This window comes from Paenibacillus sp. FSL R5-0928 (genome assembly GCF_037970385.1).
Classification (GTDB): domain Bacteria; phylum Bacillota; class Bacilli; order Paenibacillales; family Paenibacillaceae; genus Paenibacillus_AQ; species Paenibacillus_AQ odorifer.
Genome location: NZ_CP150225.1, coordinates 5014089 through 5028905 on the forward strand (window position 1 = coordinate 5014089; position 14817 = coordinate 5028905).

Consider the following 14817-nt stretch of genomic DNA (forward strand, 5'->3'; position numbering starts at 1 on the left):
TCCATTTGCAAATCAGAAATCCAGCATTTTTTTCCTTAAAGCATACTCGACCAGCTCCGGTCTGCTTTTAAGGTTTAACTTCTCCATAATTTTCGCTTTGTGGGCTTCCACCGTTTTTACCGAAATAAACAGCTTCTCTGCGATTTCCTTGTTCCCGTATCCCTTGGCGATAAGCGGCAGGATCTCCAGTTCACGTTTGGACAACAGCTCAAACAGATCCTCTGTACCGCCGGATTTGTCCTGCTTAATAAATTCACGGACCAGTGAGGTCGCCATCTTAGGATGGATATAAGTGCCGCCTTCATAAATGGTCCGGATGGCCAGCAAAAGCTCCTCGTCCGGAGCGCTTTTGAGAACATAACCGGAGGCCCCGTTCTTCAATACATGAAAAAGATATTCATCATCGTCATGCATCGTCAGAATTAGGATTTTGGTATCAGGATAATCCTCTTTAATCTTCCCGGTTGCAACCAGCCCACTTTCGCCCGGAGGCATGCTTAAATCCATAATCAGAATATCCGGCCGGAATTTGGCAACCATTATATAAGCTTCCCTCCCGTCTGCCGCCGCTCCGATCACTTCTATGTCATCCTGAAAATTGAGAATCATGGAGAATCCGCTCCGTACGATCGCATGGTCGTCTGCAATGACGATCTTCATCAGAAGCTCATTCCTTTCCTCGGGATAATCCTACTGGCACCTGTAAAATAATGGTTGTGCCCCTACCTATCCCTGAATCTACGGTGAAGGTGCCACCCACCAGCTCCGCCCGTTCCTGCATGCCAAAAAGACCAAGTCCGGTTCCATTGGGTTCGTCTCCCTGAATGAAGCCTGTTCCCTCATCCTTAATCAGAAGCCGCAGCACGCCGTCATTTTCTGTAAGAGATACTTTGACGCTGTCTACCTGGGCATACTTCAGGGCGTTCAACACAGCTTCCTGGCATACACGGTACATGACGGTTTCAATCTCACTCTCATACCGTTTCTCCAAAAGCCGGGACTCATATTCAATTATAAGTCCGTAGCTTTGTTCCATCCGCTTGAAGTGTGACCGGAATGCAGCCTCCAGCCCGAAATCATCAAGTGCAGCCGGCCTGAGCTCCACGGAAAGGTTGCGGATATCATTCAGAAGTCTTGTCATGGATACTTCGGTCTGCTTCACCTTCTTCAGCAGCTGTTCATCAGCTGTCATATATTTGAGCACACGCAGATCAATCACGGCACTCATCAGCTCTTGGGCAACGCTGTCATGCAGTTCACGGGATATCCGCTTGCGTTCATTCTCCTGCGCCTCAATGATATGCTTCATCATCTTGTTCTGGTAGAACTTCTCTTGTGTCGTGAACTGTCTGCTCAGATCCCTGAGCATAAACACTCTGATACCATTCTCGTCATCTATCGTGTGAAAGGTGGCGGCATAAGGGACAATCCCCTTATCTTTCGTCTCCAGATAGACTTGATAAGAGGTAAATTCCTCTGAGTCCGGTGTATGAAAGTAACAATTAAGGCATGTGCGGAGCTCCGTCTCACTAGTGTATCCCCGGCAGGTCCCGCATAGTGCCTCCGGATTTCCCTGATACAACTGCTTCAGGATATCCTGGTCAACGATGTTCTCGGCAGCCGGATTCATCGCCAGGGCTTTCCCTTGCCGGTCAAAAAAGAACATCGCCTCCGAGCTGTTCTCGAACAGCTTCGTCATGAGCAGGCTCCGCAGATCCATTCCGGGTGTCATCAACTGAGCAACAATTCCTTCCCGTTCAAGTCTCCAATCCCCTTACGTGCTACCCTGTCCAGGTCTCTCAGCATTTCAGCGGTTACCTGCCGTTCACCCCTGAAACCGCCTAGAAGCACGCCTGCGACGCGGGCATCATTCCACACCGGTACAGCACCAATACTGTTCAAATTCTCCATCTTAGTAATGGGATAATTAAACAAGGTATCAGGCTTCACATCTGTCTGCACAGAAGGGATTAAGAACGGTTTTCCGGTCTTGAACACGATCCCTGCAATCCCTCTGCCGGATTGAAGTACAATCCGTTTGTAACGGTCATTAGTGTTCCCTGAGGCGTATTTCCACCGGATTACATAGTCATATTCCGCAGGTTCAGCAAGAGCCAGCGACATGAAGTCATATCCTAGAGCTGCGCGGATCCGGTCAAGCTCGATTTGATAATCCACCTTATTGTTCATCGTTTTCTCTCCTCGATTAGAACAGGAAAAGAAGTCCACGCAACTCTTTCCATTAATTCGATTTATTTCTTCTGTATAGGATATAACTTCTGCCTATATAATTCAACGGAACACTCCATACATGGACCAACCGGGTGAACGGCCAAAAGGCAAAGATGGCAAACCCTGACAAGATGTGAAGCTTGAAGGAAAACGGCACATCACTCATCAGTGACGGGTCCGGACGGAACATGAACAGGCCGCGGAACCAGACAGAAATCGTATCGCGGTAGTCAAACTCAGGTTGTACGGCATTCGTTACAATGGTAGAGTACATCCCCATAAACACGATAAACAGGAGGAGTGAGTTGACTATCAGGTCCGATGCACTGCTGAGACGGCGGACATTCTTAAGCGTAAAGCGCCGCGAAGTCAGAATCAGCATCCCGAGCAGTGTGGCTGCACCGAAGATGCCCCCGATGTATACCGCGCCGATATGGTAAAGATGATCACTTACGCCGATGGATTCCAGCCATGATTTCGGAACAGCGAGCCCGCCAATATGGCCCAGGATAACCGGCATAATTCCGAGGTGGAACAGAATGCTGCCGAATTTCAGTTGTTTCTTTTCAATAAACTCACTTGATTTGGCCGTCCAGTTAAACTGATCCTTACGATAACGAAAAATATGTCCGCCGATAAAGATCACCATACACATGTAGGGAAAAATGACCCATAAAAACTGACCCAGCATATTCATTGACTCAGGGCCTCCTGTTCAGCACAAGCTTTTAATGTTTCGCGCAATCCCTTGACCAGATGGAAATAGGGACTTTCATTTCGTTCCAGAGCCTTGAGCAGATGATACGTACCATCCTCAAGAATCGCTATCAGCATCCGGAAATTCTCCGGCGCTCCCGGGACTTCCAACCACTGCGCGGCATATAGAAATTCACACATAAGCGGCAAATAATCAGGTAGTTCTTCCACCGGCATTTCCAGACCGAACATTTCGTACAGAAGCTTCAACTTGGCGAGCATTTGCCCCCGTTCCTTGGCCTCCTCAAATTTGAAATAGGTCATATACAAGGCGCAGTCCTTCTGAAAATCAAATGTAGCGGCATAACTCTCCTGAATCTCATCCAGACTGAAGCTCTGCATTTGCTTCCAATAGGTATGCACATGGGCATAACCCGGATGAGTGCTGTCAAACGCCTCTTCCAGAAAAGCCGGATGAAAGTCCAGCTTCTCCGGGTACATGAGCTGCAGGGCGAAATAACCGAAGGATTCCTTGTAATCATGCAGTTTGATCAGATCAATCACGCCAAATCCCCCCGTAGAAATTCTCTTCATACATTTCCTTGCCGGTCTTCATCGTGTCGCCGGCAGAGCTGGCAGGTCCGCAGCCGTCACAACCGGAGCCGGAGCCCATATCGCCCATCCCGTTTCCAAAACCGGTCGAGCCCTGGGCACGGTAAGGGTTCATGTGCTGCTCCTTGTGGGAGGTTGGGATCACGAAACGGTCTTCATATTTGGCAATCGCGAGCAGCCGGTACATTTCCTCTGTCTGCTGTGCTGTCATACCGACACGTTCAAGACGGCTAGCGTCAAACCCTTGGCCTGAGGATTTAGCGCGCATGTAGGAGCGCATCATGGCCATCCGCTGCAGGGCTTCTTTGACGGTCTCCGTATCGCCTGCGGTCAGCATGTTCGCCAGATACTGGATCGGTGTGCGCATCTCTTCGATAGCCGGGAAAATCATATCGGGATTCTTCAGCGAATCTTTACCTTCAAAATAATTCATGATCGGGCTAAGCGGCGGCACATACCACACCATAGGCAGTGTGCGGTATTCCGGGTGAAGCGGGAAGGCAAGCTTGTGCTCAATCGCCAGTTTATAGACCGGTGAGTTCTGGGCTGCCTCCAGCCAATCCTCAGAGATACCATCTTTTCTCGCCTGGGCAATGACTTCCGGATCATGCGGATTCATGAACAGATCACATTGTGCTTTGTACAAATCTTTCTCGTCCGGGGTGGATGCGGCATCAAGAACCTTGTCGGCATCATACAGCAGAACCCCGAGATAGCGGATTCGGCCTGTACAGGTCTCGGAGCATACCGTAGGCAGTCCTGCTTCCACACGCGGGAAACAGAAGGTGCACTTCTCCGCTTTGTTGGTCTGCCAGTTGAAATACACTTTTTTATACGGACAGCCAGTCATGCAATATCTCCAGCCTCGGCAGGCTTCCTGGTCGACCAGAACAATCCCGTCTTCATCCCGTTTGTACATCGCACCTGAAGGGCAGGAGGCGACACAGCTTGGGTTGAGGCAGTGTTCACAGAGGCGCGGCAGATAGATCATAAACGATTTCTCGAAGTTGAATTTAATTTCTTCCTCGATCTTCTGGATATTCGGGTCAAGCGGGCCGGTTACATGCGCTCCCGCCAGATCATCCTCCCAGTTAGGTCCCCATTCCAGATCCATCTTCTCGCCTGTTACAGCAGAATGAGCCCGCGCCACCGGGGAATGCTTTTGCTCTCCTGCATTCGTCAGATGCTCATAATTGTAAGTCCACGGTTCATAATAATCCTTCATCTCCGGCATGTCGGGGTTGTAGAAGATTTTGCCGAGCGCAATCTTGGACAGCTTATTGCCGGATTTCAGCTCCAGCTTCCCCTTGCGCAGCTGCCAGCCGCCCTTGTAGAGCTCCTGGTCTTCCCAGCGTTTCGGATAACCAATCCCCGGTTTCGTTTCCACGTTATTGAACCACATATATTCCGCACCTTTACGGTTCGTCCAGGTCGTCTTGCAGGTCACGCTGCAGGTGTGGCAGCCGATGCATTTATCCAGATTCATTACCATTGCAACTTGCGCTTTAATTTTCAAGCCAGTTGACCTCCTTCATTTTGCGGACGGCTACGTAGACATCACGCTGGTTGCCGATCGGACCATAGTAGTTAAAACCGTAGCTGAGCTGTGCGTATCCGCCGACCATCTGGGTAGGCTTCAGATGAATCCGGGTAGGCGCATTGTGGCTTCCGCCGCGCGTATCCGTAATTTCAGAGCCCGGTACTTGAATGTGCTTGTCCTGGGCATGGTACATAAACATGGTGCCTCTCGGCATCCGGTGACTGACAACCGCGCGTGCAGTTACGACACCGTTACGGTTGTAGACTTCGAGCCAGTCATTATCCTCAATGTGATGTGCCGCAGCATCCTCATTATTGATCCACACGGTTGGACCGCCCCGGAACAACGTCAGCATGTGCTGGTTATCCTGATAGGTCGAATGGATATTCCATTTCCCGTGCGGTGTCAGATATCTCAGAACCAGAGAATCCTGTCCACCCTTCACTTCCTTGTCACGCGGCCCGAAGACCATCGGAGGCAACGTTGGCTTGTAAACCGGCAGCGCTTCGCCGAACTGCTGGAAGATTTCATGGTCAATGTAGAAATGCTGTCTTCCGGTCAGCGTCCGGAACGGAACGAGACGTTCAATGTTCGTGGTGAACGGTGAATAGCGCCGTCCCTGCTTGTTCGACCCGCTGAATACCGGTGTCGGAATGACTTCCCGCGGCTGTGCGGTGATGCTCTGGAACGTAATCTTTTCTGCGGCCCGGTCCGCCGAGATATCCCGCAGCTCTACTCCTGAATCCTTCTCCGCTGCAGCGTAAGCCTTCTGGGACACGCGCCCGTTGGTAGCCGAAGACAGGTGAAGAATCGTATCTGCGGCCTGGCGGGCAGTCTGCAGCTTCGGCAGTCCGTTTTTAATCGTTTCATCGAAATAAACACCGCTGAGCTTCTTCAATTCCTCATATTCTTCGGCGACAGAGAAGCTGATGCCGTGCGCGCCTGTTTTGCCGATTGCGAGGTTAGGTCCGAGTGAAGTGTATTTGTCATGAATTTTAGTATAATCACGCTCTACAATAGTAAAGTTCGGCATTGTTTTGCCCGGAATAGCCGGAACTTCGCCTTTGGTCCAGTCTTTGACAAGACCCATCGGCTGTGAGATCTCGCTTACCGAATCATGGCCGAGCGGTGACATCACAACATCCTTATAAACGCCAGGCAGATGCGATTTTGCCATTTCGGAGAATACCTCAGCCAGCTGGCGGTAAATATCCCAATCCGACCGGGATTCCCACAGCGGGTTAACTGCCGGATTGAACGGATGAACAAACGGATGCATGTCAGTCGACGACAGATCTGTTTTCTCATACCAGGTTGCGGCCGGCAGCACGATATCTGCATAGAGGGGTGTTGTCGTCATCCGGAAATCCAGGGCAACCATCAGATCGAGCTTACCTTCGACATCCTCACGCCAGATAATCTCTTCCGGTTTCTGTTCTTCATTCGGCTCGGCCAGCAGACCGTCGGAAGCTCCGAGCAAATGCTTCATGAAGTATTCCTGCCCTTTGGCAGAGCTTGAAATCAGGTTCGAGCGCCAGATAAATAATGAACGGGGAAAGTTCTCCGGTGCGCCGGGATCTTCCACGGCAAACCGTGTTTTCCGTGATTTAATCTCTTCCACGGTGTGACTGATAATCTCGCTGTTAGTCTTCTTGCCTTGCTGTGCAGCTTCCTCGGCGAACAGAAGACTGTTCTTGTTGAATTGCGGGAAGGATGGCAGCCATCCGAGACGGGCAGCCAATACGTTATAGTCAGCCGGATGTTGGTAAGCTACATCCCCTCCAGTCGGCGATTTCAGTGAATCAGTGCCGCTCTCCTCATAACGCCATTGCTCTGTTGCGAAATAGAAGAACGAAGTCGCGTTCTGCTGACGTGCCGGACCCTGCCAGTCCTTGGCAAAAGCAACCGTTGACCAGCCTTCAATCGGACGGCATTTCTCCTGACCAACATAATGCGCCCAGCCGCCGCCGTTAACACCTTGGGAAGCGGTCAGCACCACTAGATTCAGAATGGAACGATAGATGGTATCGCTGTTGAACCAGTGATTAATCCCTGCGCCCATGATGATCATAGAGCGTCCACCCGTATCAATCGCATTCTGGGCAAATTCGCGGGCAATCTGAACTACGACACTCGCCTTTACCGTCGTAATCTTCTCTTGCCATGCCGGGGTGTAATAAGAGGATTGATCCTCATATCCCTTTGCGTTAAGCGGACTTTCTGTACGTGCGACGCCATACTGGCTCATCATCAGATCATAGACTGTGGCGGCATAACGTTCTGCACCGTCGGCAAGCCGTATTTTGCGGGCCGGAATCACCCGTCTGAAGGTGCCGTTGCCGGCATTATCGAAGTACGGGAACACGATTTCCGTCCACTCTTCTCCGTGGCCTTCGATGGTCAAGGCGGGTTCTACTTTACTGCCGTCTTCCCGCTCGAGGATCAGATTCCATTTCTTTCCTTCCTCCCAGCGCTGCCCCATGGTACCGTTCGGAACCATCATCTCACCAGCCACCTCGTCAAAGATTACCGGTTTCCAGTCTGAGTGCTGGGAGTTATCTCCAAGATCACTCGCCCGCAAGAAACGTCCGCCTTTAAGGGCATCCTCATGAGGGTCAAGCAGAATCAGGAAAGGCATATCTGTATATTGCTTCGCATAATTCAGGAACATCGGCTCCTGGCGTTCCTGGTAGAACTCTTGCAGGATGACATGCGTCATGGCCTGGGCAAGCGCAGCGTCCGACCCTGGATTCGGGGCCAGCCAGTTGTCGGAGAATTTGACGTTCTCTGCGAGATCCGGTGCCACCGACACGACTTTGGTTCCCTTATAGCGTACTTCAGTCATAAAGTGGGCATCCGGCGTCCGAGTTAGCGGTACGTTAGAGCCCCACATCATCAGGTAACCGGCGTTGTACCAATCCGAAGATTCTGGAACATCCGTCTGCTCGCCCCAAATTTGCGGGGAAGCCGGAGGAAGATCAGCATACCAGTCATAGAAACTGAGCATTTGACCGCCTAGTAGTGATATGAATCGCGCCCCCGATGCGTAGCTGACCATGGACATGGCCGGAATCGGTGTGAAGCCGGCGATGCGGTCGGGACCGTATTTCCGGATCGTGTAGATCAGCTGGGCCGAGATCAGCCGCAGCGCGTCGTCCCAGGCTACACGTATATGTCCACCTTTACCGCGCGCCTTCTTGTACTGGCTAGCCTTCTCGGGGTCTTCAACAATACTGGCCCAGGCATCGATGTAATTATCATGCTCCTTCAACGCCGTTTGCCACAGCCGCCACAGTTTCCCTCTGATATACGGGTATTTCACGCGCAATGGACTATATTCGTACCACGAGAAGGTAGCTCCGCGGGGACAACCGCGCGGTTCAAACTCCGGCATATCCGGTCCGCAGGAAGGATAATCGATCTGCTGATTTTCCCAAGTAATGATTCCGTTCTTCACAAACACCTTCCAGCTGCAGGAGCCTGTACAGTTGACTCCGTGAGTGGTACGCACTACTTTATCGTGAGACCAGCGCTGGCGGTACATATTCTCCCAATCTCTATTTTTCTCTTCAAGAATGGACCAGTTTCCGGAATAGCTTTCAACCGGTTTAAAAAAGTTAAGTCCGAATTTCTTCCTCATCGATCCAGAACACTCCCTTCAAAATTTATTCAATTAATACCATTATGGATCTACCCGGCCGTGCTTCCCATTAGGGAAACACCTATTGAACCTCGGGAATTCCCTCGATCTGAATAAAAAGCAAAAAGCCTTTCCCACTGAGGAGAAAAGCTGTGTTCCTGCCGTTTACTTCCCGGGCAGAGGATCCCATTAGGGACTTCCCTCTTTTTGGTCCGGGGAATTCCTTAGCGGGAATTCCTCTGCAAATTCGTGTGCTATACTGGCAAGTGGAAACGGCTTTACCGTCCTTTTTTGAAGACGGTACCGTTTCAGCGAGAAGTAGAATGATCATTATCATATGAAACATATAGATTTTATATTTTCGAAAAACGGGAGGATGAAGCAACATGCCAGGACCCTCACTACGCCAGTTGCATGCCCACCATGCCATTCATCAGGGCGGGCTCTCCGGCGCTGTAGCCAAGACCGAAGAAGTGGAAGAACTGCTGGAAGCGAAGGAATTTGAAGTGGCGCATCAGGCCGCCGAACATCTAATTGAGTACTGGGAGACGCGGATTATCAGCCATGCTGACGCGGAGGAAGACGGGTTCTACCAGGAAATATCCGGGAAGAATCCTAACCTGCAAGACGCAGTTCTCGGGCTTACACGTGATCATGAATTATTGCGGATTATAGTAAAAGATGTCAAAGCATTGCTTGCGGAAGAAGGCCTCACTCCGGAGGTGCTTCACCAGTTCCACGCGCTGCTGGTTGTGAACGCGATTCATAGCCGGGATGAAGAACGTCTTCTGTTTGAGGAGGCGTGACCTCATTTCTAGCTTGCAGGATGGCACGCAAATCAGCTTTGTTAATCAGTAATTCTTGCAGCGTGTATTCGCCCAACAATGGAAGCGATGATTGGCGAACTGCCCAGGCTCGGGATGAAAGAAGAGCAAATTCATTATGAGTTTTTCGGACCGGCACTCCAATTGAACAACAATTTGATTATGAATCTATTCACCCAGCATCTAATTTTATTTATTAAAAAAAGCACACGGGCCTCCCTCGAAATCCTTAACGATTCGGGGGAGATCCGTGTGCTTTTTATCTGGAAAGCAGCCATTTATATAATACATTCGCATGATTATGTATTGGGTCTTTCGCGGCATATACCAACGTAACATCCTGTTTCAGCACCCGTTCACGGATTGTCGCTGCAAGTCTCACGCGCGTCGGATCTTCCTCCAGTTCCTGTATATAACGGTCACTGAATGCCGCAAAACGCTCCGGCATGTGGTCAAACCATTTGCGCAGCTCCGGGCTTGGAGCAATCTCCTTCATCCATTCGTCTAATGCCGCCTGCGGTTTCGTAATTCCGCGTGCCCACAGCCTGTCCACCAGTATCCGGTATCCGTCCTCCGGAGCCGCCGGCTCATAAATCCGCTTCAGACATATAGAGTACTGATGTTCATCTAAATTGCGGCAGGTATTCTCCAACATGTAGTCTCCCTCCTGGCATCCATACTGGAACGGACCGTTGTCCAATTGCTGTATCGAACGTGCGGTCAGCTATTCCAAAAGAGCGATTTCTTAGTACACTGAATATACCATGGAACAAATTTTCCTGCCAAGGACAGTAACTTGGAGGGAATGTGGTACCGTAAGCAGGTTGATTGCCGATTAAATCCTCTAATTTCTGAGCGGCACTAGTGCCAGGCACAAGAAGAGCAACATTGTTTGTACCTTCTAATACTTGTGAGATAATCCGTGGAAACGGTGAATCGATCGTTAAAATATTGAAAATATACTCAGATGGAATAGAAACTTGTTACATTGCTTCTGGAACGATTCACGAAACTTCTGCAACCAATACAAATATAATGTTATTGCTTCAGGTGGGATGATCTTTTACTATTCACATTATTTTTACATAAAAAATACTCCTTCATTGGTTTTCCAAACCCAATAAAGGAGTGAATCCGCTTATTTACCAGCCCCTATTTCAGCCACTCTACGATTCTGGAAATGACGGATATCCGGACGCTCCAATCCTAAATGTTCACGAAGAGTACTCCCCGTGTACTCAGTACGGAACAAGCCGCGTGCCTGCAAGATGGGCACAACATGATCCACAAATTCATCCAAGTTGCCCGGCAGTACTGGTGGCATAATATTAAATCCATCGCAGCCGTACTCTTCGAACCACAATTGCATTAAATCTGCCAATTGTTCATAGGTTCCAACAAACTGCATATGTCCTCGTGCGCCTAGCAGACGGCGGCCTAATTCTAATATCGATAATTTGTCCTTACGAGCCATATCCATAATCAGCTGAACCCGGCTTTTCATTCCATTTGATGCTTCTACTGGATCAGGAATCTCAGGCAGCTGTCCATCTACTGGGTATTCAGACAGGTCAAACCTCAACATACCAGACAACATACCAACAACAGCGGCAGGAGGAATCAACTCCTGCAGTTCTTTATATTTACTTTGGGCTTCCTCTTCGGTCGCTCCAATGATCGGAGACAAGCCCGGCATAATTTTTAAGCTGCCACGTTCACGGCCGTAATCTGCTAATTTGGAATTGACGCTTTCATAGAAGGCCTTAGCCGCTTCAAGCGACTGCTGTGCCGTAAAGATCACCTCTCCAAAACTAGCTGCAAACTCTTGTCCTGGACCAGAAGATCCGGCTTGAATAAGTACAGGATACCCTTGAGGTGAGCGAGGAACATTGAGGGTTCCTTTTGTAGAATACCACTCCCCTTTGTATTCCACTTCTTTGATCTTCTTCGCGTCAGCAAATTGTCCCTCTTCGCGGTTAACGATTAAAGAGTCATCCTCCCAGCTGTCCCAGAGAAGCGTCGCCACCTCAACAAATTCACGAGCCATTTTATACCGAAGTCCGTGCTCTGGATGCTCCGGCTTCCCATAGTTATAAGCTTCCACATCGAGCTGGGAGGTGACAATATTCCAACCTGCTCGACCTTCACTAATATGATCTAAAGAAGCAAATTTGCGAGCCACATTATAAGGTTCGTTATACGTGGTCGATACGGTAGCCGTTAATCCGAGTTTTTCTGTTTCTGTCGAAAGGGCTGACAACAGCGTCAATGGGTCCAGCATACCCGAAGCAGCTTGATCCGCACCCATCACATACAACAAATCCGCCAAAAACATCATATCGAACTTTCCACGCTCTGCGGTTTTTGCCAATTCGCGATAAAATTTATAATTGAAGATCTTATCCGCTCCTGATTCCGGATGACGCCAGCCATAATGATGATGTCCTGAATAATAAATAAATGCACCTAAATGTAGCTGATCTTTTCTGGTTCCCATAATGACCCTGCCTTTCGAATTCTAGAGTTCGTTAACCTTTGAATGTATCACGCCAATGCAGCCATCTTTTCTCCAGCAATCGAATTGCGGAATCCGAAAGTTTTCCTATCACTGCAAAGATTGAAATTCCAACGAATACTATATCTGTTTGCGAATAAGCTCTGGCATCCTGAATCATATAGCCTATCCCCGCACTTGTTCCCATCATCTCCGCTACGACGAGTACAAGCCACGATGCACCAAGTGATAAGCGAATACCAAGTAGAATATTAGGCATTGCAGCCGGAATAATCATTTTGCTAAGCAGCTGCCATCTTGTGTATTGGAAAATATGGGATACTTCAACAAGCTTGATATCAACATTACGAATTCCTAGAAAAGTGTTCAGATAAACTGGAAAAAAAGCACCTAATGAAATCATTAGTATTTTAGAAAATTCACCCACACCAAACCACAAAATGAATAACGGAATAAGGGCAAGTAATGGAATCGTTCGAAGCATCTGTAAAGATGGATCCAGTGTACGCTCTACTAATTTCCCAAGTCCTGTAGATAAGCCAAGCAGCAGTCCAGTAGCAGATCCCAATAAAAAGCCAAGTCCTGCCCGATAGGCGCTAATCCCCAGATGTCGAAACAACTCACCGCTAGCTATTAAAGAAAAGAACTGCGTAATAATGGAGGATGGAGCAGGCAATGTCGTCGCAGAGACTAGATGGAGCGCAGCTGCCACTTCCCAAATCACCACTAGAGCTAGAGGTACAATCCAACCATGCAGTTTTTTTGGAATCCAGCTTAAACCATCGTCATGACGCTCTATTTTATTACTGGATAGGTGATTGCTCATGATCCTTTATCTCCTCTATAACTGTCCTGCCATCTTAGCAATCTCGATTCCAACAGCTTTACTAATGAATCTGACAGTTTACCTACTACCGCAAACACGATGATCCCAACAAATACCACTGTGGTCAAAGAAAACGATCGCGCGTCATTGATTAGATAGCCAACACCTGAGCTAGAGCCCATCATTTCCGCTACGACAAGTCCAAGCCAAGCTATGCCTACAGACAAGCGGATACCTAAAAAGATGTTGGGCAGTGAGGCTGGAATAATTAACTTACTCACCATCTGCCATTTACTGAATTGCAGTACTCTCCCAACATCAAACAACTTGTTGTCCACCGAACGGATTCCTAGAAATGTGTTCACGTATAATGGGAAAAATGAACCTTTGGCAATCAACAATATTTTTGAGGTTTCACCGAATCCGAACCACAAAATAAATAGTGGAGCAATTGCTAAATGGGGCAGCGTGCGCAGCATTTGCAGCGACGGATCCAGCAAACGTTCTGTTTTGTATGAAAAGCCTACCCACAAACCAGCCGCTAAGCCAAGCCCTCCCCCAATTAAGAAACCAAGCAGTGCCCGCCAAGCAGATATGCCTAAATGTTTCGCCAGCTCACCGGACGCGGTCAAGCTAACCAATTCCCGCCATATTTCACTTGGCCTTGGCAGCAATATAGGATTTAACTTTCCCATCGCTCCGGCTATCTCCCAAATCAGGAGCAAAGCAATTGGTAAGATAAGTCCAAGCAATATATTCGTCGTTTGGATGGAAAGTCCACGCTTCTTTACTGGATTCTTTTTATGGATTAGTGGCGAGATCACAGCTTTTTCAGCACTGAATTGCATGTAAACAACCTCTTTTCTACATCTGTGGTTTCATCCGTTACTTCAAAGGTTCCTTCAGTGCTGCTTCAATATATTGATTATCTGTTATTTTAGAAACTTCAATCTCTTTACGAATGTTCTTAATATTAAATTGAAAATTGGCTGTCTTCTGCAATTCTTCAACAACAGCATCACTAATTGGAATGTTGATCATCTGGGAACGTTCAAACGTACCTTCTATTACCGCTGCCGGAATGTTCCGCTCAGCCGCATATCTTTCAGTCGCTTCAGCGCGATTATCTGTCTCCCAAGCTATAGCTTTGTTGGTGACTTTTAAATAAAGCGTAACTAGTTCTGGATATTTCTCTGCGAACGCTGAACGGGAGATCACAAAAGAAGGAGATAAGACACCCAATTGCTCACCATCCGTCAAAACCTTCCCTTTACCGGTCAATGCATTTAGAGTAATATATGGATCCCATGTAGCCCATGCATCAACGCCACCGGTTTCAAATGCAGGTTGTGCTTCATCAGGCTGTAACTGGATAATCTCAAAATCTGCTTCTTTAAGACCTGATTCCTCAATACCGCGATAAAGGAAGTTGTAAGCATTGCTGCCTTTTGTAACAGCTATCTTCTTACCTTTCAAATCCTCCAGTTTCTGAGCAGTACTACTACTAGGTACAAGAAGAGCAACGTTATTCGTACCTTCTAATACTTGTGAGATAATCTTAATAGGAATGCCCGCAGCTTGGGCTGCGATCACCGGCATGTTACCAAGCGTCGCTATGTCCAACTTATTAGAAGCGATCGCCTCTGTCATTGGGGGTCCACTTTGAAATTCCGTCCATTCTACTTTTACGCCCAGCTTATCAAATTCTTGCTCATACCATTTTTCCTCACGGGCTTTACCAAACATCCCCCCGCTGCCCTGTACGCCAATCTTAATGGTCACACCTTCATATTTGTTGGCGTCGTTCTTTCCCGCACTCTTTTCATTCGAAGCGCAGCCTGTTGCAAATACAGTCAAAACAAGCATAAGAAGTAGTGAATTACGAAATAATTTCATGGATCATTTCTCCCCTTTTTATAAAAAAATGGACTC

13 protein-coding genes are annotated in these 14817 nt (G+C 48.4%); 1 reads left to right on the top strand and 12 read right to left on the bottom strand.

All coding sequences use genetic code 11. The features are described from left to right. Window positions 1-12: 12 nt before the first annotated feature. The 7 genes from MKZ16_RS22715 to MKZ16_RS22745 are packed head-to-tail and all read right to left on the bottom strand — an operon-like array spanning window position 13 to window position 8720. Window positions 13-660, bottom strand: a complete 648-nt coding sequence (locus tag MKZ16_RS22715; protein WP_038572504.1) for a response regulator transcription factor — start codon at window positions 658-660, stop codon at window positions 13-15. 7 nt (window positions 661-667) lie between these two features. Next, on the bottom strand, window positions 668-1732 hold the full coding sequence (locus MKZ16_RS22720; RefSeq protein WP_036675994.1) for a sensor histidine kinase: 1065 nt from the start codon (window positions 1730-1732) through the stop codon (window positions 668-670). Next, on the bottom strand, window positions 1732-2190 hold the full coding sequence (locus MKZ16_RS22725; protein ID WP_036675992.1) for a GAF domain-containing protein: 459 nt from the start codon (window positions 2188-2190) through the stop codon (window positions 1732-1734). The genes MKZ16_RS22720 and MKZ16_RS22725 overlap by 1 nt, the downstream gene beginning before the upstream one ends. Before the next feature lie 52 nt (window positions 2191-2242). Continuing rightward, window positions 2243-2929, bottom strand: a complete 687-nt coding sequence (gene narI, locus MKZ16_RS22730; protein WP_036675990.1) for a respiratory nitrate reductase subunit gamma — start codon at window positions 2927-2929, stop codon at window positions 2243-2245. After that, the gene (gene narJ, locus MKZ16_RS22735; RefSeq protein ID WP_076098655.1) at window positions 2926-3492 is read right to left on the bottom strand and encodes a nitrate reductase molybdenum cofactor assembly chaperone; all 567 of its coding nucleotides are present in this window, start codon (window positions 3490-3492) and stop codon (window positions 2926-2928) included. The genes narI and narJ overlap by 4 nt, the downstream gene beginning before the upstream one ends. Next, entirely contained in the window at window positions 3485-5056 is a 1572-nt protein-coding gene (gene narH, locus MKZ16_RS22740) for a nitrate reductase subunit beta (RefSeq protein WP_036675987.1), read from the bottom strand. Before narH ends, narJ begins: the two co-directional genes overlap by 8 nt. After that, window positions 5046-8720 (bottom strand): nitrate reductase subunit alpha, encoded by a 3675-nt coding sequence (locus MKZ16_RS22745; protein WP_076104394.1) that lies wholly within the window; start codon window positions 8718-8720, stop codon window positions 5046-5048. The genes narH and MKZ16_RS22745 overlap by 11 nt, the downstream gene beginning before the upstream one ends. Window positions 8721-9106: 386 nt before the next feature. Here MKZ16_RS22745 and MKZ16_RS22750 point away from each other — a divergent pair, with 386 nt between their 5' ends. Next, window positions 9107-9526, top strand: coding sequence for a hypothetical protein (locus MKZ16_RS22750; protein WP_076104392.1), 420 nt, complete (start codon window positions 9107-9109; stop codon window positions 9524-9526). Between the two features lie 277 nt (window positions 9527-9803). On the opposite strand, the gene MKZ16_RS22755 is transcribed toward MKZ16_RS22750, so the two are convergent. The 5 genes from MKZ16_RS22755 to MKZ16_RS22775 all read right to left on the bottom strand — a co-directional run bounded on the left by MKZ16_RS22755 (window position 9804) and on the right by MKZ16_RS22775 (window position 14781). Further along, window positions 9804-10199, bottom strand: a complete 396-nt coding sequence (locus MKZ16_RS22755) for a DUF488 family protein (protein ID WP_076104390.1) — start codon at window positions 10197-10199, stop codon at window positions 9804-9806. A 483-nt stretch (window positions 10200-10682) separates the two neighbouring features. Beyond that, window positions 10683-12041, bottom strand: coding sequence for an LLM class flavin-dependent oxidoreductase (locus MKZ16_RS22760; protein WP_038572513.1), 1359 nt, complete (start codon window positions 12039-12041; stop codon window positions 10683-10685). 31 nt (window positions 12042-12072) lie between these two features. Beyond that, window positions 12073-12885, bottom strand: a complete 813-nt coding sequence (locus MKZ16_RS22765; RefSeq protein ID WP_036675977.1) for an ABC transporter permease — start codon at window positions 12883-12885, stop codon at window positions 12073-12075. Next, window positions 12882-13733: an ABC transporter permease gene (locus MKZ16_RS22770; protein ID WP_038572516.1), complete on the bottom strand. Its 852-nt coding sequence runs from the start codon at window positions 13731-13733 to the stop codon at window positions 12882-12884. The genes MKZ16_RS22765 and MKZ16_RS22770 overlap by 4 nt, the downstream gene beginning before the upstream one ends. A 37-nt stretch (window positions 13734-13770) precedes the next feature. Continuing rightward, window positions 13771-14781, bottom strand: a complete 1011-nt coding sequence (locus MKZ16_RS22775; protein ID WP_076104389.1) for an aliphatic sulfonate ABC transporter substrate-binding protein — start codon at window positions 14779-14781, stop codon at window positions 13771-13773. Between the last annotated feature and the right edge of the window lie 36 nt (window positions 14782-14817).